This is a genomic window from Paenibacillus albiflavus (assembly GCF_004344915.1).
Taxonomy (GTDB): Bacteria; Bacillota; Bacilli; order Paenibacillales; family NBRC-103111; genus Paenibacillus_AM; species Paenibacillus_AM albiflavus.
The window spans coordinates 1-25,684 of sequence record NZ_SKFG01000040.1; the positions used below are offsets into that span (position 1 = coordinate 1).

The 25,684-nt window shown below is 36.7% G+C and carries 31 protein-coding genes; 26 read left to right on the plus strand and 5 right to left on the minus strand.

The annotated features are described in order from the left end of the window. Window positions 1-108: 108 nt before the first annotated feature. From E0485_RS22405 to E0485_RS22530, 26 genes are all read left to right on the plus strand, one after another. Window positions 109-1,233, plus strand: a complete 1,125-nt coding sequence (locus E0485_RS22405; RefSeq protein ID WP_132420291.1) for an IS110 family RNA-guided transposase — start codon at window positions 109-111, stop codon at window positions 1,231-1,233. Between the two features lie 534 nt (window positions 1,234-1,767). Then, window positions 1,768-2,109 carry a hypothetical protein gene (locus E0485_RS22410; protein ID WP_235857677.1) on the plus strand — a complete coding sequence of 114 codons (342 nt, stop codon included), beginning with the start codon at window positions 1,768-1,770 and terminating at the stop codon, window positions 2,107-2,109. A 434-nt stretch (window positions 2,110-2,543) separates the two neighbouring features. Continuing rightward, window positions 2,544-2,957, plus strand: a complete 414-nt coding sequence (locus E0485_RS22415) for a GNAT family N-acetyltransferase (RefSeq protein ID WP_132420293.1) — start codon at window positions 2,544-2,546, stop codon at window positions 2,955-2,957. A 135-nt stretch (window positions 2,958-3,092) separates the two neighbouring features. Next, window positions 3,093-3,614, plus strand: coding sequence for a DNA topology modulation protein (locus tag E0485_RS22420; protein ID WP_132420294.1), 522 nt, complete (start codon window positions 3,093-3,095; stop codon window positions 3,612-3,614). Further along, window positions 3,611-4,201, plus strand: a complete 591-nt coding sequence (locus E0485_RS22425; RefSeq protein ID WP_235857678.1) for an SDR family NAD(P)-dependent oxidoreductase — start codon at window positions 3,611-3,613, stop codon at window positions 4,199-4,201. Before E0485_RS22420 ends, E0485_RS22425 begins: the two co-directional genes overlap by 4 nt. A gap of 238 nt (window positions 4,202-4,439) precedes the next feature. Then, complete coding sequence (locus E0485_RS22430) at window positions 4,440-5,177, plus strand: DUF695 domain-containing protein (RefSeq protein WP_132420296.1); 738 nt, start codon at window positions 4,440-4,442, stop codon at window positions 5,175-5,177. A 156-nt stretch (window positions 5,178-5,333) separates the two neighbouring features. After that, window positions 5,334-5,909 carry a LysE family translocator gene (locus E0485_RS22435; protein WP_328591333.1) on the plus strand — a complete coding sequence of 192 codons (576 nt, stop codon included), beginning with the start codon at window positions 5,334-5,336 and terminating at the stop codon, window positions 5,907-5,909. A 195-nt stretch (window positions 5,910-6,104) separates the two neighbouring features. Then, window positions 6,105-6,572, plus strand: a complete 468-nt coding sequence (locus tag E0485_RS22440) for an NUDIX domain-containing protein (RefSeq protein WP_132420297.1) — start codon at window positions 6,105-6,107, stop codon at window positions 6,570-6,572. A gap of 108 nt (window positions 6,573-6,680) precedes the next feature. Then, window positions 6,681-7,058, plus strand: a complete 378-nt coding sequence (locus E0485_RS22445) for a VOC family protein (RefSeq protein WP_132420298.1) — start codon at window positions 6,681-6,683, stop codon at window positions 7,056-7,058. Window positions 7,059-7,097: 39 nt separating this feature from the next. Next, the gene (locus tag E0485_RS22450) at window positions 7,098-7,682 is read left to right on the plus strand and encodes a GrpB family protein (RefSeq protein ID WP_132420299.1); all 585 of its coding nucleotides are present in this window, start codon (window positions 7,098-7,100) and stop codon (window positions 7,680-7,682) included. Between the two features lie 32 nt (window positions 7,683-7,714). Then, a complete protein-coding gene (locus tag E0485_RS22455) occupies window positions 7,715-8,236 on the plus strand; it encodes a GNAT family N-acetyltransferase (RefSeq protein WP_132420300.1) in 522 nt (173 codons plus the stop codon). A 45-nt stretch (window positions 8,237-8,281) separates the two neighbouring features. After that, window positions 8,282-8,716, plus strand: a complete 435-nt coding sequence (locus tag E0485_RS22460; RefSeq protein WP_132420301.1) for a GNAT family N-acetyltransferase — start codon at window positions 8,282-8,284, stop codon at window positions 8,714-8,716. Window position 8,717: 1 nt separating this feature from the next. Beyond that, entirely contained in the window at window positions 8,718-9,257 is a 540-nt protein-coding gene (locus tag E0485_RS22465; protein WP_132420302.1) for a hypothetical protein, read from the plus strand. A gap of 43 nt (window positions 9,258-9,300) precedes the next feature. Further along, complete coding sequence (locus tag E0485_RS22470; RefSeq protein ID WP_132420303.1) at window positions 9,301-9,696, plus strand: VOC family protein; 396 nt, start codon at window positions 9,301-9,303, stop codon at window positions 9,694-9,696. Window positions 9,697-9,712: 16 nt separating this feature from the next. Continuing rightward, window positions 9,713-10,093 (plus strand): VOC family protein, encoded by a 381-nt coding sequence (locus tag E0485_RS22475; RefSeq protein ID WP_132420304.1) that lies wholly within the window; start codon window positions 9,713-9,715, stop codon window positions 10,091-10,093. A 33-nt stretch (window positions 10,094-10,126) separates the two neighbouring features. Next, window positions 10,127-10,432 carry a GNAT family N-acetyltransferase gene (locus E0485_RS22480; protein ID WP_235857679.1) on the plus strand — a complete coding sequence of 102 codons (306 nt, stop codon included), beginning with the start codon at window positions 10,127-10,129 and terminating at the stop codon, window positions 10,430-10,432. Between the two features lie 167 nt (window positions 10,433-10,599). Next, a complete protein-coding gene (locus tag E0485_RS22485; RefSeq protein WP_132420305.1) occupies window positions 10,600-10,992 on the plus strand; it encodes a VOC family protein in 393 nt (130 codons plus the stop codon). Window positions 10,993-11,084: 92 nt separating this feature from the next. Next, window positions 11,085-11,834, plus strand: a complete 750-nt coding sequence (locus E0485_RS22490; protein WP_132420306.1) for a suppressor of fused domain protein — start codon at window positions 11,085-11,087, stop codon at window positions 11,832-11,834. Between the two features lie 286 nt (window positions 11,835-12,120). Further along, entirely contained in the window at window positions 12,121-13,077 is a 957-nt protein-coding gene (locus E0485_RS22495; RefSeq protein WP_132420307.1) for a GNAT family N-acetyltransferase, read from the plus strand. A 36-nt stretch (window positions 13,078-13,113) separates the two neighbouring features. Further along, a complete protein-coding gene (locus E0485_RS22500) occupies window positions 13,114-14,460 on the plus strand; it encodes an ABC transporter substrate-binding protein (RefSeq protein WP_132420308.1) in 1,347 nt (448 codons plus the stop codon). 56 nt (window positions 14,461-14,516) lie between these two features. Next, the gene (locus E0485_RS22505; protein WP_132420309.1) at window positions 14,517-15,416 is read left to right on the plus strand and encodes a carbohydrate ABC transporter permease; all 900 of its coding nucleotides are present in this window, start codon (window positions 14,517-14,519) and stop codon (window positions 15,414-15,416) included. Beyond that, complete coding sequence (locus tag E0485_RS22510) at window positions 15,416-16,285, plus strand: carbohydrate ABC transporter permease (protein ID WP_132420310.1); 870 nt, start codon at window positions 15,416-15,418, stop codon at window positions 16,283-16,285. Before E0485_RS22505 ends, E0485_RS22510 begins: the two co-directional genes overlap by 1 nt. 25 nt (window positions 16,286-16,310) lie before the next feature. After that, window positions 16,311-17,021: a PIG-L deacetylase family protein gene (locus E0485_RS22515; RefSeq protein ID WP_132420311.1), complete on the plus strand. Its 711-nt coding sequence runs from the start codon at window positions 16,311-16,313 to the stop codon at window positions 17,019-17,021. A gap of 415 nt (window positions 17,022-17,436) precedes the next feature. Further along, window positions 17,437-17,997 (plus strand): AAA family ATPase, encoded by a 561-nt coding sequence (locus E0485_RS22520; protein ID WP_132420319.1) that lies wholly within the window; start codon window positions 17,437-17,439, stop codon window positions 17,995-17,997. Window positions 17,998-18,286: 289 nt separating this feature from the next. Beyond that, window positions 18,287-18,901 (plus strand): histidine phosphatase family protein, encoded by a 615-nt coding sequence (locus E0485_RS22525; RefSeq protein WP_132420312.1) that lies wholly within the window; start codon window positions 18,287-18,289, stop codon window positions 18,899-18,901. Between the two features lie 210 nt (window positions 18,902-19,111). Then, window positions 19,112-21,736 (plus strand): stalk domain-containing protein, encoded by a 2,625-nt coding sequence (locus E0485_RS22530; RefSeq protein WP_132420313.1) that lies wholly within the window; start codon window positions 19,112-19,114, stop codon window positions 21,734-21,736. 781 nt (window positions 21,737-22,517) lie between these two features. Here E0485_RS22530 and E0485_RS22535 read toward each other — a convergent pair. From E0485_RS22535 to E0485_RS22555, 5 genes are all read right to left on the minus strand, one after another. Next, window positions 22,518-22,943, minus strand: coding sequence for a hypothetical protein (locus E0485_RS22535; protein ID WP_132420314.1), 426 nt, complete (start codon window positions 22,941-22,943; stop codon window positions 22,518-22,520). Window positions 22,944-23,032: 89 nt separating this feature from the next. Then, complete coding sequence (locus E0485_RS22540; RefSeq protein ID WP_132420315.1) at window positions 23,033-23,629, minus strand: hypothetical protein; 597 nt, start codon at window positions 23,627-23,629, stop codon at window positions 23,033-23,035. A gap of 711 nt (window positions 23,630-24,340) precedes the next feature. Then, the gene (locus tag E0485_RS22545; protein ID WP_132420316.1) at window positions 24,341-24,835 is read right to left on the minus strand and encodes a DUF2971 domain-containing protein; all 495 of its coding nucleotides are present in this window, start codon (window positions 24,833-24,835) and stop codon (window positions 24,341-24,343) included. Window positions 24,836-24,999: 164 nt separating this feature from the next. Then, entirely contained in the window at window positions 25,000-25,230 is a 231-nt protein-coding gene (locus tag E0485_RS22550) for a hypothetical protein (RefSeq protein WP_132420317.1), read from the minus strand. A 235-nt stretch (window positions 25,231-25,465) separates the two neighbouring features. Continuing rightward, a partial coding sequence (locus E0485_RS22555) for a GNAT family N-acetyltransferase (protein ID WP_132420318.1) occupies window positions 25,466-25,684 on the minus strand: 219 nt, incomplete at its 5' end.

Sequence of the window (25,684 nt, forward strand, 5' to 3'; positions counted from 1 at the left end):
GTTCGTGAGTTATTATGACGAGACCAGCTCCAATTGTACAACGTAGGTTATTAAAGTAGTTGGATAAACTATTTTAACAGAGCTATAAAACAGAAGGAGCTGGTTACTATGAAGTATGCCCAAAAATATGTAGGAATGGATGTTTCAAAGGATACCATTGTCATAGCGATTGCTGAAAGTGGAAGAGAAGAAGCACGTTATTGGGGAAGTATTCCGCATAAGCCAGAGGCAGTGAGAAAACTAATCAAACAACTGGGTGACAAAGAACAAATTGAAGTATGTTATGAAGCAGGCCCGACAGGATACGAATTATATAGATGGTTAACAAGTATGGGCGTGAAATGTAGTGTAGTAGCCCCATCACTAATTCCTAAGCGTGCTGGAGATCGAATTAAAACAGATCGCAGAGATGCCATGCGACTAGCACAATTATTCAGAGCAGGAGAACTAACAAGTGTTTATGTGCCAGATCGAGACACAGAAGCACTAAGAGACTTAGTTCGAGCAAGAGAAGATGCAAAAGAAGATTTGCATCGAGCAAGACAACGGATCCTAAAATTTATGCTACGTCATCAAATATACCAGCCGTCAACTATTAAGAAGAGATGGACAAAAAGCTACAAAAAGTGGCTTGGAGCAATTAAATTTGAACGATCAAACGAACATTTTGTATTTCAAGATTATCTACAAGTCGTATTAGAAAGTGAAAAAAGGCTAGAACGAATAGAAAGGGAAATTGAGCAACAAAGTGAAACAGCACCCCAGGCAGAAGTAATCCAAGCGATACAGTCATTAAGAGGAGTTGGGCTTGTAACAGCAGTAACATTAGTGGCTGAAATAGGCAGTTTTGCACGATTCCGTTCGGCACAACAACTAATGGCATATGCAGGGATCGTGCCACGAGAAAGATCAAGTGGAGAAACGAACTGGAAAGGAAAGATTACAAAGTCAGGCAACGCCCATGTCAGGAGAGTAGTAACAGAAGCTGCATGGCAGTATCGGCATCGTCCAGCGATGTCAGCAAGAATGCAAGAAAAAGGTCATAACCAAAGTGCAGAAATACAAGCAATAGCTTGGAAGGCGCAGCATCGTCTTCACGAGAGATATTTCAGGCTTATTATTCAACGAGGGAAGCAAAAATGTGTAGCCATAACGGCAGTTGGAAGAGAATTATTAGGATTTATATGGGCGGTAGCTAGAGAAGTAGAGCAATGTAAGAAAGCAGCAGCATAGGATCAATTAGCAAAGAGGAGAAAAATAAAATGAATTTTTGGGCCCGAAGGCAACGCGGTAGTGAGAATAAGATTCGCGTCTTGTATTTGTACTAGCCAAAGGGTAAATGTGCGTCGTGAGTTAGCGAGCAGATTCTCAGACGGTCGGATAAAATGTGGTAACCAATCCACGGATATCAGTGTGCCAACTGTCGAAGTTGATTGTTGCCTTCGCGCCGAGAAATTCAGTCAAAAAATGGGGCTTGCAGAGTCTCGTCATATCAATACAAGAGACGTTATAGGAAATCAGCACAAAAACATCAGAACTAAAAACAGTAACAACGTTAGTCCTCAATTGTTTTACAATTAAGAGTGAAGAATAATTGAAGAAAAAACACAATATTTTAGAAATGTGTTTATTAAATTACTAATTGATCCTATTAATCTCCATAATAAAGTTCTAATAAACTTATTTTTTTGGAAAGAATCTATAGGAGGCGTGCAAAATGACTAATATATTTATGCATATAACCAGACTTTTTTAGGAGTCATTTTTTTGGTTGCAGGTCTAAACGGTTATTTTGTCATCTTTGGACTGGAGCCATTTGTAGCAACTAGCCCTGAAGCAATGGCATTATTCGAATTTGACTATCTAATAATTGCTGAAAAAACATTAGAAATTATGTGTGGAGTTTTGCTTTTATTCAATCGGTTTATACCACTGGCCCTTGCAATATTGTCTCCAATCGTAGTTAACATTTTTTTACTTCATTTGTTCCTAGACCATTCGTTACTTCTTTTGGCAGTAATGCTTATCATCACTTATGGTTATTTGTTGTTCTATTACAGAAATAACTTTAAGGGTATATTGGAGAAAAAACCAAAAAAATTTCAATAATTTTTTGTATCCTCGTTCCATTCGTTTTTTTTCATGTAATAGTTAATGAGATGGTGAGTAATTTGAAGAAGGCGCATTTCGGCTAGATCATATATAAGAATTTAAAAACCACTTAAAACGTACAAAAGATTACAAAAAATGAAATTACATGGTATTATTTAGTTAACCTCCAGTATGAGTATTATTGCTGGAGGTATTTATTTAGCCAATTCAAGGGTCATGATTATTATGAAGAGCAGTTTTAAAGACATTGAAAGAGTAGCTATTAAAGCCTAGGTCTGCCCAAGGAAATTCGGGGAAGTGGGTCAAGCAGACATCCTCTGCGAGGCTAGGTCTTCGACCCAGTCGCTACGCTCCTTTAAGCCTCTCGGGTTCGTGAATACTAGAACGTTAGACGATATTAATGCAAATAAATTAAAAGCATGGAGGATCATATGAGCTTTTCAAACATCTTTCAAAGCACGAATGAAGAGAGTAATTACGTTAGAAACAGACTAATTGAATTCAATTCACAACATGTACCAAACGGCCGTTATGAAGAAATTAATTTATGTTTGAAAAATGACAATGAAGAAGTTATAGCAGGAATGAATAGTGCAATTTGTTGGAATTGGATGGAGATTGATATTTTATGGGTTCATAAAGACTATCGAAAGCAAGGATACGGAAAACAGCTTCTTGAAGAAGCAGAAAAAATATCTAGGGAAAAGAACTGTTCTTTCATTAAATTAAACACTTTTAGTTTCCAAGCACCTGATTTCTATGAAAAATACGGATATAAAATTATTGCAGTTATAGAAAATGCTCCAAATGATTATAAACATTTTTACTTATTAAAAGAACTATAATAATTCAGTGTTTCGAAATGGGCATTAACATCGTCCAACACCATGTTCACGCGTCAGGCATTCGCCCTCGGTCCGGTAGAAGTTAGATGTGATTCGATGAGGCATTCCAGTGTTCGGGAAGAAATAGGAGGCAGTATGAACCGTATATTGGTTATTGGTTCAGGTGGATCGGGCAAATCTACCTTATCTCAAAAGCTCAGTAAAATACTCAACCTTCCAGTAATACATTTAGACACATATTTTTGGAATCCTAATTGGATCCCTAAACCAAATGATGAGTGGGATATGCTCGTTGAACAATTTACGAACAAAGATCAATGGATAATTGATGGAAACTACTCAAGAACTATGGATATCAGAATTAAGAAAGCTGACTTAATCATTTTTTTAGACATGCCTAGGCTTCTATGTATTTATCGAATTATTAAACGAAGAATTATGTATCATAAGAAAACTAGACCTGATATGAATAAAGAATGCCCGGAGAAAATAGATTGGGAATTTGTTAAATGGGTTTGGAATTATAGAAAGAGAAGTCGAATGAACACAATAAAGAAACTTGAACAGATAAGAGAAAATCAACAAGTAATCATTATAAAAACAAGAAAACAGGTAGATCAATTGATAGACAGGTTAGAGAAGGAAAGAAATATTTGATAGCAGTTCAGGAAGTGCTTGGAATAGAGCATTTATTAAACAAGATACTTGGTCAAATTAACCTAAACAATACAGGAATGATTTGTCTTATTAACAATGCGGCTATTCTTGAACCTCTGAAATCAATAGAAGAGTGTAATGCAGAAGAAATCAATAAGAACTTTCAAATAAATTTAGTAGCACCGATAGTATTAACTTCTTGTTTTATTAATCAAACAGATAACATTCAGTTAAGACGCAAGATTATTAATATATCTTCTGGCTCCGGGACATATCCAGCACCGGATATGAGTGTGTATTGTTCCACGAAAGCAGAAATAGATATGTTTACCCAATGTGTCGGGGCAGAACAATCGAAACAGAAATATCCAATTGAAGTCATTGCGGTTGATCCTGGGATGGTTGATACCGAATTGCAGAGAGTTGCTAGAGGAAAGAACAATCAAGATTTCGAAATGGCGAAGTTTTTTAAACAAGCACATCAAACAGGACAATTACAAACAAGAGAAGCACTTGGAAAGCATTTATTAAAGATTATTGAGAAGCAGTTTCAACCAGGTAAGCTATTAAAGTACTCTGAAGAATAGTTCAGAGAGGGCATTGGTATCACCTAATATTTTTTTTAGGCATCGGAACCAGGTGGCTCCTCGGTCCCGAGAGAAGCGAAGACAATGTAGCAGATTCAGCGGACAAATCCGCACCGAATAACCGCATCGCGACCGGCTGGTGGCGCATCCTTTAGTCGGTGGGACATCGTAAACACAGGAACGTTATCAGAAATGACTGAAATAATTAAATACTAAACACAGATAAGGGAGTGTTAATATGTCGGAACATTGGGATATTTATTTAACTCAATCAAACAATAACAACGTATTTGTCAGACTAGACTTAGGGATCAAGGATAGTGTCCCCATTTCTGGCGCGGATAAGCTAGTACAAGTTAGTATACAAACCAAGAGTTTATTTTCGAAAAAGATGAATTTTGAATTACTTCATATAATTGAGGATGAAATTGGTAGTGCATTGACAGAAAGTGATTTTTATATTGGTGTTATTACAGAAGCAGATATGAGAACATTTTATATTTATACCATTCAAGAAAAAAAATTATTGAATACGGTCGAAAGCATTCTTTCAAAACATAAAAAACAAACTAGTGACATTTCAATTGTGGATGACCCTGAATGGAGTTTTTATTTAGAAACCCTCTATCCAGATGTTTATAAATACCAATGGATACAAGATAGACATGTAGTTGAGCAATTGATAGCAAATAACGATAATCAAAAAGTCCCTCGTGAAATAACTCATTGGCTTTATTTTAGTGATATTGCAAGTAGGGAGAGCTACAAAAATAAACTAGATCGTGAAGTCTATAAGATTATAGATGAAACTACATTTGAAGAAGAAACGGATTATCCATATCAACTTTCAATTTCACACAAGGGTACTACTGAACTTGAAACAATTTATCAATATACAACAGAGCTAATTAAGAAATCACTTGAAGTTGGTGGGAATTATGATGGATGGGAAACCCAAGTGATTCAGAGTAAGTAAGTCGATGAAGTCAGTCACTTCTGATAACACTATGCTCACGTTTCGGGCCATTCGGCCCTCGATCCAGCAGAAGCTAGATAAGGATTCGGGGATGCAATTTTAACTTGAGGTAATGACATGACATAGTTAATTAAAGGGATAATATTTGGATTCTCCATTGCAGCGCCGGTCGGACCTATTGGGATATTATGTATCCGAAAGACATTAAATCAAGGAAGATCTTATGGATTTATTTCGGGTTTGGGTGCAGCAACAGCGGATGCCATTTATGGAAGTATTGCTGCATTAGGGCTTACAATCATTTCGCAATTTCTAATAAAACAAGCAAATTGGATTAATCTTTTTGGGGCAATCTTCTTATTATATTTAGCGTACGTTACATTTCGGGCTCCTGTAAGCAATAATATTGAGAAGGATCATGATAAGGGCAATTATTTCAAGACATTTGGAACGACATTATTTTTAACACTCACTAATCCTTTAACCATTGTTTCGTTCATAGGGATTTTTGCTGGAATGAATATAGGATCAGTGTCTGGATCATCAGTTTATTTAGTCTTAGGGGTATTTATGGGTTCAGCAATATGGTGGTTATTATTAAGTTCTTTTGTTGGGTTATTCAGAAAAATGATAAGTTCTGAATCAATGAAATTGATAAATACAATATCTGGTCTAATTTTATTTGGATTCGGTATTTATAGTCTTTATAAGGCCTATAAGGGATTATTTTGAGAGTGAGTTACAGTGTTCTCGATGCTTGGATTATGCCCCTTGGTTTCCCAGAGGAATCTCGGAGAAGAGTATTTGGGCAGACACATCTGAGACCCTAAGATTAACATCTAGGATCTCGTCGTCGGGAACACATATCGTTATACGAAAACTCGATTACCCTATAAAACCAACACAATAGTAGAAGGAGACTTCAAGATGATAAGAGAAGAACAACCACAGAAGTATCATGTGCTGGCTCGTGGAGTCATAATACATGACAACCATCTTTTGGTTGCCCATTGCATTGGAATGGATAATACCTTTTTACCAGGAGGACATGTTGAGTTTCATGAAAGTATTAGAACATCTTTGTATAGAGAGATATATGAAGAACTAGGTTTAAAAAGTGAAGTCGGGTTATACATAGGAGCAGTAGAAGCTGAACACGAGGATGAAGGAACATATCACCAAGAGATGAATCATGTTTTTATTACTAAATTAGAGAACGCAGATTATAGAAAGAATCCAGAATCAAAAGAGAGTCATTTAGAATTTTATTGGATACCGATAAACGAGATGGACCGACATAACCTTCTTCCGCAACCAATGAGAAAACTTATTGAAAACTATATAAATGAAATGCAGGGGCCTTTTTTCGAAAGTACATTCATAGAGAGTTATTGAGGTTTTCGCTGAAGACGAGTCTTTGTATAGCACAGTATCTACGCTGCGGCGCTTACGCGCTTTAAGCCTCTCAAGCACCCAAATTATATCAAATGGAGGAGGATTTACATGACTGTAAATTTCTTAGGAGCAGTATTTGTGAGGGTAACAGACCTAGAGCAATCTTTGAGTTTCTATTCCGATGTACTCGGACTTCAGTTGCGAAATATAGAAGACTGCGGCAGGATTGCTAATTATGTCATTAGCGAGACTTCACCTTTGCTTACATTAATAAAAACAGAGACTTTACAAGTTCAAGAATATCCAACGTTTAATTTGAATTGTACTAATGTCTTAGAACTACATGAGAAATTAATAAATCAAGGCAAAAAAGTTGGCCACATCAATAATTGGTCTTCAGAAATGAATGTTCATATTGATTTTGATGTATATGATCCCGATGGTAATGCAATTAACTTGATTGAATGGAGTAAAAAAACTGATTAGATATAAGACATTTGCAAGTTTACAAAAGAGGGGGATTAAATGGCCAAATCTTTATTAGAAATGTCACTTGAAGAGTTGTGGGAGCTATTTCCGATTATATTAAATGAATATAATCCGCAATGGAACGATTGGTATTTTCAAGAAGAACAACTGCTTAACAACATAATCTGTGATCAATATATTGAACGGATAAATCACATAGGAAGTACCTCTGTTTCGGGATTACTAGCAAAACCAACGATAGACATATTGTTTGAAATAACAGAAGACTGCGACTTGAATATTTTAGTGGGGGTATTGGAGAAGAACGGATATATCTTTGAAAAGCAACCACAAAAACCAGCACCTCATATGATGTTTATGAAAGGCTATACAGATAAAGGATTTGCGGAAAAAGTATTTCATCTTCATGTTAGATATAAGGGTGACTGGGATGAACTATATTTTAGAGATTACCTTAGAGAGCATAAAGATATTGCAGACAAATATGCTCAATTAAAGCTAAGTTTAAAAAACAAATATGAACATGATAGAGATGGGTATACAGAATCAAAGACAGAATTTGTTAAAAAATATTCTAAAATTGCAAAAGAAAGTATTCTAATTGAAGCAAATAAGCTATGAAACCGACTAATTAGAAAAGAGAGGGATAATCCATGGAAGCAATCCTAAAACAGTTAGAAACCCAAGATCTAAAGAAACTATGGAAAGAAGCGTTTGTTAATCATAATATACATCGATCGGATGAGTATTATGATTTATGTGAGAAAGAGAACCAAAATGGAAAACGTGTTACGTTACTAGCTTTTATAAATCACGAATTAGCAGGAGTTTCACATTTGAAATATGAATCTGACTATCCCTACTTTAAGAACCATAGCATTCCAGAAATCAATGATTTAAATGTATTCCCAGAGTACCAAAGACGTGGTATTGCCAATCAGCTAATCAATGAATTTGAAATGATAGTAAATAGAAAGTATAACTGGATTGGAATTGGAGTGGGATTATTTAAAGATTATGGAGCAGCACAAAGAATATATTGCAGAAGAGGTTTTATACCTGACGGAAATGGAATTATGTATAATGATAAGGAAGTAGCGCCAGGAGATGTAGTGCGTGTAGATGACGATTTGAATCTATATTTTATTAAAGAACTAAATAAGAATCTATTGTAAGTAGCATTATCCAAGATTGTTATAATGAAAATAGGGGGATCATATATGATCGTACTTAAGGAAATTGATCGAAACAATTTTTTTGATGTCATTAAGCTGAAAGTAGCTGAGGAACAAAGTGAGTTTGTAGCAACAAATTTGTTTTCGCTTGCACAGGCTAAGGCATTCCCGGAGTGTGTTTGCTTGGCAATTTACCACGATGAAGTTCTAGTGGGATTTACGATGTATTGTATAGATGATGATGATCATGAATATTGGATTTATCGGTTAATGATAGATGCTAAGTATCAGTCAAAAGGCTATGGGAAAGTTGCTATGGAAAAGCTCATTGAAAGAATTAAAGAAGATATACAACATCGGGTCATTTACATAAGCTTTGAACCAGAGAATGCTTGGGCAAAACAATTATATGAAAAATTAGGCTTTGTAGAAGATGGCCGAGTGATAGATGGGGAAGTTGTTTATAAACTGGAGTATTAATATGACCTTCAATATGTACCATTATTATGATAAAAATACAGGACCGTTTAAGAACTTATCCAAACTTACAAGAGAGGCAGCCGAAGAGGTCTCGAACCGAATTAAGTTAGACGGGAAGACGTTTGCAAGTAAACGATCAAATGATTACATGAATATTAGAAGAGAATTGGAATCTAAAGCACGCGAACAATTTATCGCGAAGGGCGGAAAGCCATATAACACATTTCCTCATTACATGACACTAGAAGCGTGTGAATGGATCGCGTCATGGTACAAGAATCCAGGTGTAGTTGTAATTCCATGGGAAGTGTTTTTAGAAGAATCAATTAGTTTTACGTACGGGGATCTATTCCCTACAATGAGATATGAAGACGGCAAACCGTATCGGAAGCAGGTCTACACTAAGAGTGAAATCAAAGAACTTATTAAACAATATGGGTTCCCACAAGCCTGGAACGTCAATGGGGACCAAGGGCCAGAAAGATATATAGAAGTTCAGGTATGGGATGAAGAAGTAATCAAGCGGTATTTGAATGATTGACTGAGGTAATATGTAGACCACAATAAAATTGGAGGAATCTAAAATGAGTACGGGGAAAATATTAGGAATAGCTTATAACGTAATACCTGTGAGTGATTTAGAAAAGGCATCCGAATGGTACGTAAGACATTTTGGATTCAACATCAGGAATAAGAGGACAGACAATTTAGGATTATTCAAAGATAATAGGCCAATTTTAGTTTTAGTAAAATCAGACAGCGAATCAAGAGCAGTATTCGAAGTGAATGGAAAAAAACGTTGGGTAACGACCTTTTATACAAATGATATTAGTAGTTTACATACTTATTTGTTACAAGAGAATGTACGTGTAGGGGAATTGTTTGATGAAGGCCAATATGGAAAATTCTTCACTCTTGAAGACCTTGATGGGAATTTATTTGATGTTTGGGAGAGTCAAGATTGTGAATTGAATTTTTAAGAAAGGATTGATTTATATGAGTCAACATTTTATTGAAGGTATTGAATACACAGAAATTCCAGTTACAGATTTAGAACAAGCAATCGATTGGTATTGTATGAAGCTGGGAGCAAAGCTTGGATTCAGAAATGAAGAACGGGCATATGTTGATTTCCCAATGGGACCAAGCCTATTTTTAGTTTTGACCAATGATGATACGACTTCTACATTCCTTGTAAATGGAGAAGATCATTATACAATCGGTTTTAGAGTAAAGAATATAGAAGGATTTCATAACTACTTATTAGAACTAGGAGCCGAAGTAGGGAAGATAATAGATGAAGGAAACATAGGTAAGTTCTTTACATTTTATGACCCATTCAGAAACATGTTCGATGTTCATCAACCCGTTAAATAAGAAGAAATCAAGGAGAAAGTATGGAAATCAAACTTGATAAACAAAGAGGGGTTATTCGAAGTAAACATTGATTACTTTTGGGAAGGTGACAAGAGATGGAATCCATATCTCATAAAGTTATCTGGAACAATAGTTGGATTCTTGGTAGTACTATTTGAGAATTTAGATACCGATCCAGATCCGACACATGTAATATATGATTTTATGATTCTACAGAAGTATAGACGAAATGGAATTGGTTGCTGCGCTGCTAAAATGGCATTCGAATTATTTAATGCAGATTGGAAAGTAGTTCAAATGGAGATTAATACTTCTGCGATATCTTTCTGGAGAAAATAAATTAGTGAATTTACTAATAATAATTACAAAGAGAGATATAAGGAAGATACAAAGAAATATATTCAAGAGTTCAGTACAAAGAAATAGAATAGAAACATTTAGGGTATCTGCAGAGTCACATCATCTAACACAACATTTATGCTACGTGAAAGGGGTTAAATATAAACATGAAAAGTATTATTCTTAACCGGATTGATACCGTTTTTATTCATGTAACAAATCTGAGGGAATCTGTAAGATGGTATTCAAAACTCTTAGCAATTGATTTCAATGAGGATATTCAATTTGAAGGTCCAATTTATACACTTCCTATGGGTAAAAATAGACCTGGACTAACTTTAGATAATCATTGTTTTGATGAAGAATTTAAATTTAATCCATCAAATCAGCCATTATTTAATCTCAGCACTGAAGATATAGATGAAGCTTACAAATTTGTTAAGAGTATAGGAGCAGAGATTGTAACAGAAATTGCAAGATATCCTGATCTATCTGATTTTTCTTTCAGAGACCCTGATGGGAACATTTTGATGATTTGTTCATGTATAACTGAGAATTAATACTGTTTTTAGTGTTTGCCTAACTCCTTTGATGAATAATTGTAGTATTATGGATGTAGCAAAAGATAGAGAATGAAAAAGGAGAGGAACAAATGAATTTTCTAAAAAAGTTATTTGGTGGCATTAACAATGGAGAAACGTCAACAGACGGAACTACGATTTACAAGTATGAGGAACAAAATAATGCATATGAGCCGCCGGCTCCAATGGAATATACAGAAGAAATCGTTGCACATTTTGAAAAAGTATTTCCGGGAAGAAAAAGCAGTGTTTATCATGAGATTGTGTCCGATACTGTACATATTGATGTAAATATCATGGAGCCGTCTGAAGAAGAACCATTCTGGGTCTTATATACTAGCGGTATGAGCGACTTACCGATGACTTTGCCAGAAGAGGTACTAGAACAGCTTGACGAAAATTTTGATCGAGCGGAAGTTATGATGTTTCTCCCGTCTTCCTGGGAGCTGACTGAGGAGTCTGTAAAGGATGATAACAATTTTTGGCCGATTAGATTGATGAAGCAGATGGCTCGTTTTCCTCATCAGTACAATACCTGGTTGGGCTACGGACATACCATACCCAATTACCAGGACTATGAACCGTATGCTGACGGAACCGGTTTAAACGGAGTTATTTTGTATCAGTTAAATGATGAACTCAGTATAATTCCAACAGAGGATGGCAATAGGATTCATACCTATTTCTTAATCCCGTTGTATAAAGAGGAAATGGACTTTAAATTAGAGCATGGATTGGATGCATTGATGGATAAATTATTTGAGCATGAAGATGACATACTGATTTTAAATCCGAACAGAGAAAATACATGCGAACAATAACATTTATAGACATATAAGATTAGAGAGAGCTATTTCGGATAGCTCTTTTTTTTTGAGTTTACAGAGGCGCACAAACTAACGAAAATAGTTAATTTTATAAAATATAGACTCTAATATACATAATAACAGCTAATATATTAAATTAAATTTCGTAAGATAATATATACATTGAAATAAAATTTCTTCATATAATCAGCAATAAGAGAGAGATTCTGCTTACCATAACAGGAGGTGATCAGATCAATAATTTATACCAGCATATAAAGTAATTAGGAGGAATACAAGCATGGACTCAATCATATTCAGACAATACAAACCAGGGGATGAGCAGCAGCTCGTGTCCCTTTGGAACGAAGTACTTACGAAAGATCCGATTACTTCAAAACGCTTTCGAAATCTAGTATTGCTAGATGCTAATTTTGATCCTGAAGGAATGAAACTTGCTTTTGAAGGAGATAAACTAATCGGTTGTGTATATGCCATTCGCCGATTGTTACCGATGGTAAGCACTGAACTTGAAACGGATAATGGATGGATCCCATTCTTCTTTGTCGCTTCTGAATATCGCCAGCGAGAAGTAGGGAGTCAATTATTAAAGCAGGCCAGTCAATTTTTGCGAGAACAGGGTAGGAAGAAGGTTTTCTTTGCATCCTATGCCCCAAATTACATTGTGCCTGGCATTGATGCAGCTAACTATCCAGCAGGAGCAGAATTTCTCCGCAAGAATGGATTCATGATCCAGTACAGTGCTGTCGCAATGGATAAGTCTCTAGTAGATTATGAACTACTTGAAGATATAAAGGTTCTTAAACAGCAAAGAATCGAAGAGGGATATACTTTTGAGCAGGCCAAGGATGCTGATCTTGTTGAATTGATTCGTTTCAGTACACAAGTATTTAATGCTGATTGGGGTCGTGCGATTCGAGAAAGGCTACTGCAAGGTCTCGCAATGGAACAGATTCTAATTGCTAGAGCAAATGGTGAACTTATTGGATTTTGTTTATATGGTGGATATGAAGGCATACGAGAACGCTTTGGCCCATTTGGCGTACATCCAAGTCAGCAGGGCAAAGGCATAGGCAAAATTCTTCTGCATGATTGCTTAAAAAACATGCGTTCACATGCCTTACATAATGCATGGTTCTTGTGGACAGGAGAAACGAGCTCAGCTGGTCATTTATATAAAAAAGCTGGATTTGAAATCACGAGGCGTTTTGACATCATGTTTAAAAACTTGTTTTAGCACATTGAAAAAATGTAAATATCAGGAGGATTAAGTATGAGAAAGAAATTGTCCATTATCTTGGCGTGTTCCCTATCACTTGGTCTAGTAGGATGCAGCAGTTCTTCCAGCAGCACCTCACCCACTCCGACAAGCGGAACCAAAGAGCCATCGAAGGCAACGGATTCACCCTCTAAAGAAAAAGTAACACTAACCTTGTTGTCGCATTATGTGGGTGAAACCGAGAAGCAATTTAAACCGTTAATCGACAGGTGGAATAAAGAGAATCCGGATATTCAAATTAAATTGCAAGGTGTGGACTTTGGTGAGCTGCTGCCAACTATTATGACCAAGCAAACAGCTGGACAAGTAGCAGACATTGTACATGTATATACCCTATGGGGTGGGCAGATGGTCAAGAGTAAGGTGCTTGCAGATGCTCCTGATGATGTTGTAGAGGATGTAAAAGCCAATTACCCTGCAGCTGCTGTAGCTGCCAGCTCGATTAATGGAAAAGTATTTGGTTACCCAACGGAAGTCCAATCCTACGGTTTGTTTTATAATAAGCGACTATTGAAGGATGCAGGCTATGACAATCCTCCAAAAACATGGGATGAAATGCTAGAAATGGCGCAAAAAATTCATAAGAAGGATGGCAGCGGAAAGACAACAGTGCAAGGGTTCGGATTCTTGCGCGGTTATGCTGGCAAGGTTGTGCAACCATTCATGGGGATGATGGCGACTGCTGGCGGGACACTGTTAAGCGATGATATGAAGAATTCACAGCTTAATTCCGATGCAGGCAAGAAGACAATTGAATTCTATTCGAAAATATTCGGTAAAAGCGGCATTTCTGATATTGGATTCGATAGCACCAAGGGCTTCTCTGCTGGCGTTGTAGGTATGACAATTGAAGCTGGCTGGTGGGCTGGCTCCTTGAAAACGGTTATGAAGGATAACTATAAAGATGTTGGAGCAGCACCAATTCCTTCTCCAGACGGCAATACATCAAGTTCATTAGCTTATACTTGGGCATTCGGTGTAAACAGTAAATCCAAGAATCAAGATGCAGCCTGGAAATTCTTAAAATGGTTCAATTCGCAGACGATTGATGACGGATTAACACCTGAAGGTAAGTTCCTTCTTGATGCGTTTAATATGGTATCCTCCCGTAAGACTGACCTCGAGACACAAAAGCTGAAAGATAAAATTGCACAAGATCCAATTACCAAGACCTTTACAGAAATTTTGAAGACTGCAAAGCCTGAGCAAAATCCATCAACTGGTTCTGAGATTCAAAGTATTTTGTATAAGCAAATTGAAAATATGTGGACAGATAAAGCAACCCCGCAATCCGTGATCGAGAATGCCAACAAGGATATTCAAGCGAAACTAGTAGATTGAACGTAAAGAGGAAAACATTGATTGGGACTTTAGTTTTGGAAAGAGAGGTCTCTACCATGAAGTATCAGCTAGGAAATAATCAGGGTATACTCGGCTACTTGTTCATGTCGCCAATTCTTGTGTTTTATGCCATATTTCTATTGATTCCAACAGTATTCTCTTTGTATCTTTCCTTCACAGAATGGGGAGGCTTTGATCTGGCTGAGGTTAAATGGGTTGGTCTTGAGAATTTTAAGGAATTATTTTCGACTAGCTCCAACTTTCTGTATCCGATTCTAAGCAATACCTTCTTATTTGCCTTTGGTACAGTCATTATTTCATTTATTTGCGCATTAGCAGTCGCTTACTTTATCACGAGACTAAGATTTGAAGGGTTCTGGAGAACACTTTATTTTCTACCAAGCGTTACGACAGTTGTTGCGATCGGTAATATATGGATGCATGTGTACAATCCAACCAACGGTATTTTAAACTCCATTTTGAATAAGATTGGCATCGCAAATGTTAATTTTCTGAACGACCAGGATTTAGCTTTAGGTTCAATCATTATTGTTGGAGGATGGCTAGGAATTGGAAGCTCTATGCTCATTCTATCAGCGGGTCTGAAAGCTATCTCGGATGACTATTATGAAGCTGCGACACTTGAAGGCGCAGGGCTGTGGAGACTTTTCCTGAGTGTGACTTTACCACTTCTACGTCCTTCCATCATGTTTGTGTTAATTACATCGTTCATAGGCGGACTCCAATCCTTTACTTTAACGATGGTCATGACCAAGGGTTCTGGTGGTCCAGGTGATTCAACGAATGTAGTTGGACTGGAAATGTATAATCGAGCCTTTTCCTTCGGTGACTGGGGTTTAGCGAGTTCAATGGCATTTGTCTTGTTCATATGTATTCTCATCGTAACATTCATCCAATTGAAATTTTTTAAACAGGGAGGGGTGGAGAGCTACTAATGAGACGAAAGAAAGTGCCCTATGTGACCTACGCGATCATTATCATTGGCAGTATTGTCATGATATTTCCGTTTCTTGAAATGATATTTTCGTCTCTTAAGGGTATAGAAGAATATACGAAGATGGAATACAGCCTATTCCCTGAGACTTATCATTTTGAAAATTATGGAGAGGCTGTCGATCAATTAGAGCTGGCAAAACTTTTTAAAAACTCTCTAATAAAGTCAATAGTCACTACCATCCTTGTTCTTCTAACTAGTGCAATGGGAGGCTATGCCTTAACTAAACTTCGTTTTCGCGGAAGAAACGGAATATTTAGATTTATATTGTCTACTATGATGTTCCCAAGCTTTATGTTTTTAATCCCTAACTTTTATATCATCGTCCATTTTCCGTTAGTGGGAGGGAATGATATCTTGGGCAGTGGTGGAGGAGGCCTTGCAACATCGATTCTTGCTCTTATTCTACCTTTTGCTGTAAGTGCTTTTGGGATATTTCTCATGCGTCAGTTCATCATGAATATAGACGATGCTTATATTGAAGCAGCACGATTAGATGGTGCGTCAGAAGCACATATATTTTTCCGATTAATCTTACCGATGACAACGCCAGCGCTTGCAACTCTTGCTATTTTTGAGTTCATTGGGTCTTGGAATGAATTTATCTGGTCCTTGCTCATGAATTCGATTAATCCAGATTTAGCAACTTTACCTGTAGGTATTCAGACACTCAAAAATCATCTAGACCCTGCATCTACAGCACCTCTCGTTATGTCTGGTCTTGTGATATCAACCGTCCCAATTTTAATTGTTTTTATTTTCCTTCAAAAATACTACGTACGCGGCATGATGAACTCAGGATTAAAATAATCTTAATGATTAGGAGCGATAAACAATGTCAAATGAAAACAAGCAGCATATTCTAGCAATTGGCGGCCATGCAGGGGATATGGATTTAACAGCAGGAGCTGTTATAGCCAAGTACACACAATCAGGGCACAAGGCAACCTTCTTACACTTAACACCAGGAGAGAAGGGACACCCCCGTCTGACACCTGACGATTATGCAAAACAGAAAATTGAAGAAGCTCATCAATTCGCAGCGATTGTAGGAGCTGATGTACGTTTCCTTTCCTACAAAGATGGGGAGTTGCCTGTTAATGATGAGATTAAATATCAGATTGCGGATATTATTCGAGAAGTAAAGCCAAATATCATTATTACACACTGGAAAGGCTCCATTCATAAGGATCACTCCAATACAGCTGGACTTATCGATGATGCTCGCTTCTATGCAGGACTTAAGACAATTAAGCGAGATCTTCCGCACCACTGGGTGCAGAAAATTTATTACGCGGATAATTGGGAAGATCCATATGATTTTAATCCGGAAGTATTTATTGATATTCCGGAGGAAGCTTACGATGCATGGGTAAAAGCAATGAATGTGTACGCCTATGCAAGAGGTGAAACTTCTGGTTTCCCATTCATTGAATACTACAAAGCATTAACGATTGTACGCGGAGCCCCAGTAGGCTTTAAACGTGCTCAAGCGTTTGCAGTACCACAAGGAGCACTTCATAAACGTTTACAGTTTTTTGAATAATAAATTCGTCTTTAGAAGCATGTACTAAGCCCTGTAAAGTAGACACCTATGTAAATAAGCTGTATTTAAGCAACCTTATTCCGGTATTCAATCGGAGTAAGGTTGTTTAGTTTAGCCTGCCGAAAGGAGAACTGAAATAATGAAAATGACATATGAAAAGGGACTAACAACACGAGAACGCTTGTACGCAGAGGGAAATAAAGGTAAAATATAACTACAATTGAACTTTGGGTGGGCATGGTTTCCCTTCGAAATGGTTAAAAAGTATTAATACATTTTACAAAATGGCTAAGATTAAGTTTTTTGTGCTTATTCTTTCCATAACAACGTTAATGCGCTACAAACTGTTGTCTTAAGATACAAGGACGTTATCGTTATATCTGTGTAAATTATAATCACGATGGAGGTAATTTCTATAAAGTTTATAATATTGTTCGGTCCTCAGGCAGTAGGAAAGATGACTGTAGGGCAACACCTAGCAGCCAAAACAGATTTTAAATTGTTTCATAATCATATGTCCATTGATTTTGTGTCGCAGTTTTTTGATTATGGAACACCTTCTGGTAAGCGCTTAGTAAACTTAATAAGACATGAGATTTTTGAAGAAGTATCTCAAAGTAATCTAGAGGGATTTATTTTTACCTGTGTCTGGGAATTTGACCTTCAGAGTGATTGGGATTACATAGAGAAGATTTCAATGTTATTTGAATCGAGAGGCGCGACCGTTTATTTAGTTGAGCTTGAAGCAGATCTTGAAGAAAGACTAAAACGAAATAAGACTGAAAATAGACTTGAACATAAGCCGTCGAAACGAGATATTGTATGGTCAGAAGAAGATCTTGTTAAAACTTATGAAAAGCATCGCTTAAATTCAATACCTGGAGAAATAACAAAGGGAAATTATCTGAGGATAAATAATAAGGATATAGAGGCAGATATTGTAGCGGATATGATAAAAGAACATTTTAAATTCTAAAGAAACGAGTAACCTGCTTTTGAAAACTTGCCTTTGGAGATGATAAAAATAAAAAAAACGAATTACAAATTAACAGCGATATTGAATTTTCTTGCTGCAATATGTTTTTTAATTGTTTCCTTACTTAATGGCTTTAATAATTCTAAAATGAGTTATGGTTTTATATTTGTAGCATTCTTGTTTTGTATTGTTGGGGTCTTGAATGTAAGAAATCATTATAGAAGTAAGCAGTAAAGACGCGTATTAATGTTCAGTGTTTTATGCAAAGAGAAGGAAGGAGTATTAGAAAATGCTTGAATTACTTGTAGTTAGACATGGCCAATCTGTGGCTGATATTGAGAATCGATTTGAAGGTAGGGCTGATTTTGAACTTACTTCTCTCGGCATCGAGCAGGCTACACGTGCAGCACAATTTATTAATACATATTATAAACCCGATTTAATCATAAGCAGTCCTTTGAAACGAGCAAGTAAAACAGCAGAATTCATCAGTAGCGCTTGTAAGGTAGAGCTGTTTTTTGAAGAAGAAATTATGGAGTGGAATAATGGATTGCTAGCAGGTTTACCGAGAGAGGAAGGAATGCTGAAATTTCCATTACCTCCAGGTGGTAGAAAACCTCATGATACCTCTGCTGAAACAGAGTCTTTTATACAATTTCGAGCTAGAGCAGAGACATTTTTATCAAAATTGTTATCTCAATTCAGTGATACGAATCAACGTATCTGCATTGTCTCACATGGAGGATTTATCAATATGCTATTTAGATCTTTCTTGAGGCTGCCGGTGAATATGGAAACATCTATTAGTAGCGGAGATACAGGGATTCATCTATGGAGAATTGATAGAAATGAAAGGGAAATTATTTTCACAAACTATCAAGAACATATTAGAGATTTGATATAGGTATAATATCACTTGAGAAAGTAGAATCTTCCGGATGAATTGATTTACATTATTTGGATAAAAAATAAGTGATTTAGAGAGAGGTTCACATATAGATAGATTGTTACCATGGGAATTAGCGACTCTCCTTTTTTTAAAAAAAATAGAGAGGGCGTTTCTTCTAAATTCATACATATTGGCTTAATGAAAATGGGAGAGGGGATCACAGTAATGAAGTTTCACAAAAGAATATGGGCAGGTGCGCTTGCAGCCGTATTGGCATCTCAGGTGTTTATTGGTGTGCCTGCTGCCCGTGCGCAATCCGTAAATCTGCAATCTACGGAAATTCTAACATCAGGTGCGGTGGTTAAAAGCTACATATGGAAGTCAACACGCAAGGGAGTGAAAGTATCAACGAATGCTAAGGTAGTTGAGGTTGATCTGACAAATCCCAACGTCAAAATTGATACGATTACGGGTACAAACGAACAATATACGAAGAATCAAACCGTCCTAAACATGGCAAAGGAAACTGGTGCAGTGGCTGCTGTGAATGGGGACTTTTTTATAATGATGGCTGAAGGCGTGCCTCTTGGAGCGCAAATTATGAATGGCAAGCTGATGTCGAGCACCTCCGATAATATGAAGGGGATGTACTCCTTCGGATTAACGAAGGATAATCAGCCTGTAATTGATTTATTTGGGTTCAAAGGTTCGATTACAGCTGCAAATGGTACCTCTTATCCACTCGAAGGGTATAACAAAACGTATTACTGGTATGATGATGGCAGCACGCAAAGCACCGATAATGGCTTACTCATGTATACCGACACTTGGCCTCTCGCAGAGAGATCCAATAACGGTACATCCATTCCAACTGAAGTTAAAGTTCAGAATGGAATTATTACCGATATCGCAATCAATACAACGATTAAAGAAGTACCTCCTGCGGATGGATACATTCTGCGTGCTGCAGGGAAATCAGCGGATTATGTGAAGGAGAATTTGAAGGTTGGAGACCAGCTTGTAGCAGAGTATGGGCTTATTTCTCAAGACTCTAGCAAAACCTATGATTTGGCTAATTTTAAAACGTTGATAGGCGGACACACGATTCTGGTAGATGGAGGTCAGCCAGCAAAGTTCTCACGCAGTGTTAGTGAGCTGAATGGCAATCGCTCACGCACAGGTGTAGGCTATTCGAAAGATATGAAGAAGGTCTACATCATTACGATTGACGAAGCTTTTGGCAGTGACGGTATGACACTGGAAGAAATGCAGAGTTTTATGGTAAGCATTGGTGTATGGAAGGGAATGAATATGGACGGCGGTGGATCGACACAAATGGCAGTAAGACCATTAGGAGAATTCACCCCAGTTCAGACTAATGTAAATGAAAGTAATAATTCTTATACTCGGCCCGTAGTTAATGGTCTTGGAGTATTCAGCCTGGCACCTAAAGGGACGACAGTAAAGGGATTAACTTTGGGTGGTCATGATGAGGTATTCTTAGGTGAGAAAATTAACTTTACCATAAAGGGCTATGACGAATACTACAACCCTGTCAAAATCGATGAGACGATGAATCCAGAATGGTCCTCCTCGACGGATGTAGGTAAATTTGATGGCAAATCTTTTGTGCCGATAAAAATCGGTATGACGAAGATTACATCTAAAATTGGCAGCGGAACAGCTACCAAAGATATTCACGTTCTAGGTAGTGATGATATTTCAGCATTGAAAGTAACAGCTTCCAGCCAAGTGCTGAAAGAAGGCGAGACGATTAAGCTGAAAGCTAGCATTACGGATCGTAATAGTAAATCAAGATCAATTGCACCAGATGTATTGAAATGGGAAGTTGATGGCCTTGATGCCAAGGTTGTTGGCGATGAACTGAAAATTGGCAGTCTGAAGGATGTGAGCCTGGCGAGAGTTATTGCTAAGTACGACGGATTCTCCACAATGCTGTCCTTGCCAATCGGTCAAGAGAAGATGTGGTATGACCTTGATCATGATGCTGTAATGACGAATTCCGATGTGTTCCCTGCAGATGTTGAAGGAACCGTGCAGATTGTTCAAGAAGAGACAGGTAATAAGGCATTAGAGCTTGCATATGACTTCAAAGGTGGAACAGGCAACAAAGCACTTTATGCAACCTTTAACGGCAAAGATGGCGCGAATATCGATGGTAAACCGCAATATATGAAAATGAATGTGTTTGGCGATAACTCCAACAACTGGGTACGTGCTGAAATTATCGATGGTGATGGCGACTTGAACCTAATCACATTTACGGAAAACATGAACTGGGATGGATGGAAGGAGCTAACCGTTAACTTGGCGGATTATCGTTTAACGTATCCAATTAAGGTGATGAATGTGTACGTAACGAATCCTGCTGAACAGCAAGATGAGCGAGCACTTGAGGGTAAGATCATGATTGACAATATTTCCTTCATCTACCCAACGAGTACACAGCCTAAGACGAATGCCAAGCTTGTAACAATGACACTTAATAATAAAACCGTCCAAATGGATGATAAGAAAATTAAGCTGGAACAAGCGCCAGTTGAAATAGATAGTCGGACTATGGTACCAATTCGTTTTATTGCTGAGGCTTTTGGTGGTGAAGTGAAATGGGATCCTAAGGCGAAGAAAACGACTATTTTCCTAGGCAACAAAATGATTGAGCTATGGAATGGCAAGGATGAAATGGTATTCACAGGCAAGAGAGTGAAGACTGATGTTGGCCCTAGAATTATGAATGGCTTAACATTGGTGCCACTTCGTGTTATTGCTGAGGAACTGAACTGGACAGTAGGCTGGGATGCGAAGACCAAAACGATTACTTTGAAATAGTACTTAATATACACTCACAAATTACCTAAATATTTACCCATATGTCGGGTGACAAGAACATAGTATCATTAGATGCCGCATTTATTGCGGCATTTTGATTTTATGATATCAAGTTCTCGGCGCTTAAAGTTGTAGCATAAAAAAACAACTGTTCGTTTGAGAGTGCATATGAAACAACTTTAACTTCATTTTTTTGTAATGCAATAAATTTAAGTTCACCAATGCAATAAGTATGAGTTCAACGGACATGAAGCAAAAACTTTATACACTAATTATTCCTATATGACTTCTTCACAAAATCCGTATTTTGTACATATGTCAATTAATCATTTTAATCCCTTATATATCAAGGATTTATAAGTTTTTTGTACGTTAAATCCGAGCTACATGGCGTTTTATGTGTTAATGAAGGCGTTTTATGTGTTAATGAAGGTTATTATTATCAGAGACCGGTTCGTGATTTTATTTTCAATTAATAGTATGAGTGCATCATTGTACCTGTTGACATATTTAGCACCCTCAAAAGATCCAGTCATCGTATCAATCGATTGATTAAAATTAAGACGTGATCATCAAATATTCTGGTTTTCGCCCCCACCTCAGTATTATTTCTATTCTGCATCGATCGAACCTCATCAGTAATGTAAAATGGATAACACTATCCCTTCCAGGAAGCACCTCCAAAAGACGATTTTACCTTTATTGCATGCGAACATACGTTTGATTATCAATCATAAAAAAACAGTCTGAATACCATTTCAGACTGTGAGTTGTTTAGTTCTTATCGAAATTGATTTTTTAATTCCTTTATTGATCTTCCAAAGACAAAACCAGCAAGCAGACTTAAGATAATTCTATTTTCATCATCTATAATTACTCTTATACACCAGTATTTATTATCCATTCCTATAAAAGATAATATGTCCATGTAATAAATAGAAATCATGATGTTCCCGATCAATACCATTATTGAAGTTACAACGAGAATTAAATTATAGGATAACACCGACTGTATAGCTGTAGATCTAATAATTAAAACTAATATCACTCCAAGAATAAATGTAATAATGTACTTTAAAAATATATAAAACGTTTGATTTGGCATCTTTTCTAAACTAAGAAGAGAAATATTTTTATTACAGAATTGAATAATAAACATTGAGATAATTAATGATAATATGATAATCATGATTTTATAATGCTTCATTTCATTATTCCTCCCTCCATATATAAGTTAACAAAATATTAGTAAAAATGAAGATAGTCCACTACCGTCTGATATTTAACGAATTCTTCTTAAACAAGACTCCTTTGCCTTTTACCAGCTCTCAATTCCTCAGCGATCTTCTGTATATCTGGTTGGTATATAGTTTTTTTCTCATTTATCTTCTTAAAAAGTTCATCTTGATAAGCCTTCAACTCTGCTTCTTGAATACCATCTCTTGCAGCAAATTCGACAACGTACCACCTACATACATTGAGGTACAAATCTAATTTATCATCAGTTATAGAGATTTGTTCCCCTACAGAAACATCCACCCAAGGACATTTTTTCTTAAATCTACTATCTACTTCTCCATTTCGGTGCACTAAAATATTTCTAACCTGTGATAGTTCGAGCATAACATCTTTAATTTTAGTGTGAACCTTGCCTCCATATTGAACAGCATTTAGCAAACGCTCAAAACGTTCTATTCCGTCACCGAGAGTAGCATTGACCTTTCGCTTTAAGAGCTCCAACAAGTATTCTATCTGCTGTGAAGAAGGCATAAGTAAAAAATTAACAACAGGCCCTTTTAAATCTTCAAAAATCCCTTTTAGTTCTTTGTCTTCGCTGAAAGTCTTTAGGTTATCTGGATCCGATAGTTTGCTCATCACAAAATCATCTATCATGACCTCCAAAATACCCCACAGTCTAATGATAACAATCCTATATATGTATGAATAATTTGACTTTTTCTCCTTGTTAATAAATTCATCAAATTTCTTATAATGCTGAATCCTATCGTCAATAGTTTCCTTAAGATACACATCTTTATTATTAAAGTTAGGTAGATCCTTGGTATTCTCTCTTACAATCAAAGGGACTAAATCACTAGCGCATTTTCTGCTAGATTATAACCTTCAAGCACAAGCTGTATAAAATGATTTAAGTTATTGATCTCATCCACGTATTTTAATAGATCGAATTGTTTGTCTTCCATGTGTTTCCTCCAATATTTTGATACACATAGAATAGCACACTTTTGCACAGTGGAAATAAAGTTTTAGACTGACCAAAAAAATGAAACAGCGACGGACCAAGACTTGACAAATAAAGTCTTAGACTACCGCTGTCCTTTTTGAACTAACGTTGCCCGTTATCCAGCTCCAGCTTCGGCAATAGCTGCGGTCACTCACCTGATATCTAAACGTATAACCACAGTTATTACAAACCATGAGGATGCTCTTCAATCAAGTGCTAAAATACTGAAAGAGAAACAAAAAGATGCTAATAAAATTAAGTGAAGTAATAAGTAAACACCTGAAGTATCTTGACCTTAACTAAATTCAAATAGCAAAGATGTAATTAACAATCAAGTTCTGCCTTCTTCCACAAAAAAATTAACAAATTCTCACAGGAGTCATTCTAAAGTCACTGTTTACTTCCGTATGCTCCATTTTATAAAGGGGAATATTCAACTGAAAAGCAATATTACACAGACGTTCGATGTGCAATGGAGCGCATTTTTCACCCGCGTAAATTTCTAATGGAATTGCCTTTATAAATGGCAAACCAATAGAGGTATCACCTGCTGCACATCTAAACTCTTGTTCATACTGCCAGGCACTTTCCTTAATATTCTGAAGAAATGCTGTTAAATACACTACTATTAAATTATCAATGATAATTTCCTTTTTTCCTTCACTTATCTGTTTTTGTTTTTCCTTTAAAACTTGATTAATAAAAGAAACTATGATGTGTGTAATATCAATTCGTTTGTCTAAATATTGCATTGGAAAAGTACATGCACTCAACTCAGTGTTACGCAATTCTCTCATATTGTATGATACGCAAAATCCTCGATGATTGTTTGAATAGTGCGCCCACATAGGCATAGAATTGAATCCAACTTCGGGAGGTAGCCTTCTCCAATGATTATTGAGCTAAAGTTTCCCGTTAGCTTAACCGCTTTTTGCATACTATAGGGAATAACCCTCGATATTATTTGAACAAGATTGAGGTATCACGAGAATCAAAAAAGTACAAGTGGATGTTGATGCTATCTAAATATTAGGACTCCAAATATAATAGTCAGCACCACAATAGCTGTCAATAAGGATACTTTCGCAAAGCGAATTGCCGAATTAGATATTTCAGGCTCTTCTTTATACAGCCATCGTTTCCCCCATAATAAACTATCCTCAGGACAAAAATAGGTCCATATTAATACTCCATACATAGGAATCATAAAAACAATAAATATTACAATAATTCCAGCTATCTCTTCCACTAAATCACGCTCCCTCTACCATGCCCCAATAATGCTACTCTTTTATTAAATATCGTTCCCCGTTAGTTGAACGAAATGACTGTTTGGTCACTATAAAGTCGGTTATCGGAGGCATCAACATTATGAAACTCTTTGAGGTTGCCTGTTATCTTGTCGTATAAAAATATTAAGTAAAAAGAATGGCTGTCATGACTTTCTCGACAGCCTGACAAGGAACCAAATGCGGTTCCTTGTTTTATTTATATTCCATAACCCAGTACTTCTCTTCTCCCGGACGACCTTCCTCAACAACCTTCTTCCATCCGTTGCGTTCATAAAATGTCAATGCCTTATGATTTTTAGATACGCATTTTAATCGCATCGGTTTATTCATCTTAACGTCAGCTGCTTGCAGCAAACGACTGCCGACTCCTTTCCCTGAGCAATCCGGGTGAACAAAAAGATTATGAATGAA

What these genes read in the sequence shown, in the direction of transcription:
- E0485_RS22405 (WP_132420291.1), top strand. Translation starts at nt 109, where the DNA reads ATGAAGTATGCCCAAAAATATGTAGGAATGGATGTTTCAAAGGATACC.
- E0485_RS22415 (WP_132420293.1), top strand. Translation starts at nt 2,544, where the DNA reads ATGAGCTTTTCAAACATCTTTCAAAGCACGAATGAAGAGAGTAATTAC.
- E0485_RS22420 (WP_132420294.1), top strand. Translation starts at nt 3,093, where the DNA reads ATGAACCGTATATTGGTTATTGGTTCAGGTGGATCGGGCAAATCTACC.
- E0485_RS22430 (WP_132420296.1), top strand. Translation starts at nt 4,440, where the DNA reads ATGTCGGAACATTGGGATATTTATTTAACTCAATCAAACAATAACAAC.
- E0485_RS22440 (WP_132420297.1), top strand. Translation starts at nt 6,105, where the DNA reads ATGATAAGAGAAGAACAACCACAGAAGTATCATGTGCTGGCTCGTGGA.
- E0485_RS22445 (WP_132420298.1), top strand. Translation starts at nt 6,681, where the DNA reads ATGACTGTAAATTTCTTAGGAGCAGTATTTGTGAGGGTAACAGACCTA.
- E0485_RS22450 (WP_132420299.1), top strand. Translation starts at nt 7,098, where the DNA reads ATGGCCAAATCTTTATTAGAAATGTCACTTGAAGAGTTGTGGGAGCTA.
- E0485_RS22455 (WP_132420300.1), top strand. Translation starts at nt 7,715, where the DNA reads ATGGAAGCAATCCTAAAACAGTTAGAAACCCAAGATCTAAAGAAACTA.
- E0485_RS22460 (WP_132420301.1), top strand. Translation starts at nt 8,282, where the DNA reads ATGATCGTACTTAAGGAAATTGATCGAAACAATTTTTTTGATGTCATT.
- E0485_RS22465 (WP_132420302.1), top strand. Translation starts at nt 8,718, where the DNA reads ATGACCTTCAATATGTACCATTATTATGATAAAAATACAGGACCGTTT.
- E0485_RS22470 (WP_132420303.1), top strand. Translation starts at nt 9,301, where the DNA reads ATGAGTACGGGGAAAATATTAGGAATAGCTTATAACGTAATACCTGTG.
- E0485_RS22475 (WP_132420304.1), top strand. Translation starts at nt 9,713, where the DNA reads ATGAGTCAACATTTTATTGAAGGTATTGAATACACAGAAATTCCAGTT.
- E0485_RS22485 (WP_132420305.1), top strand. Translation starts at nt 10,600, where the DNA reads ATGAAAAGTATTATTCTTAACCGGATTGATACCGTTTTTATTCATGTA.
- E0485_RS22490 (WP_132420306.1), top strand. Translation starts at nt 11,085, where the DNA reads ATGAATTTTCTAAAAAAGTTATTTGGTGGCATTAACAATGGAGAAACG.
- E0485_RS22495 (WP_132420307.1), top strand. Translation starts at nt 12,121, where the DNA reads ATGGACTCAATCATATTCAGACAATACAAACCAGGGGATGAGCAGCAG.
- E0485_RS22500 (WP_132420308.1), top strand. Translation starts at nt 13,114, where the DNA reads ATGAGAAAGAAATTGTCCATTATCTTGGCGTGTTCCCTATCACTTGGT.
- E0485_RS22505 (WP_132420309.1), top strand. Translation starts at nt 14,517, where the DNA reads ATGAAGTATCAGCTAGGAAATAATCAGGGTATACTCGGCTACTTGTTC.
- E0485_RS22510 (WP_132420310.1), top strand. Translation starts at nt 15,416, where the DNA reads ATGAGACGAAAGAAAGTGCCCTATGTGACCTACGCGATCATTATCATT.
- E0485_RS22515 (WP_132420311.1), top strand. Translation starts at nt 16,311, where the DNA reads ATGTCAAATGAAAACAAGCAGCATATTCTAGCAATTGGCGGCCATGCA.
- E0485_RS22525 (WP_132420312.1), top strand. Translation starts at nt 18,287, where the DNA reads ATGCTTGAATTACTTGTAGTTAGACATGGCCAATCTGTGGCTGATATT.
- E0485_RS22530 (WP_132420313.1), top strand. Translation starts at nt 19,112, where the DNA reads ATGAAGTTTCACAAAAGAATATGGGCAGGTGCGCTTGCAGCCGTATTG.
- E0485_RS22535 (WP_132420314.1), bottom strand. Translation starts at nt 22,943, where the DNA reads ATGAAGCATTATAAAATCATGATTATCATATTATCATTAATTATCTCA.
- E0485_RS22540 (WP_132420315.1), bottom strand. Translation starts at nt 23,629, where the DNA reads ATGATAGATGATTTTGTGATGAGCAAACTATCGGATCCAGATAACCTA.
- E0485_RS22545 (WP_132420316.1), bottom strand. Translation starts at nt 24,835, where the DNA reads ATGCCTATGTGGGCGCACTATTCAAACAATCATCGAGGATTTTGCGTA.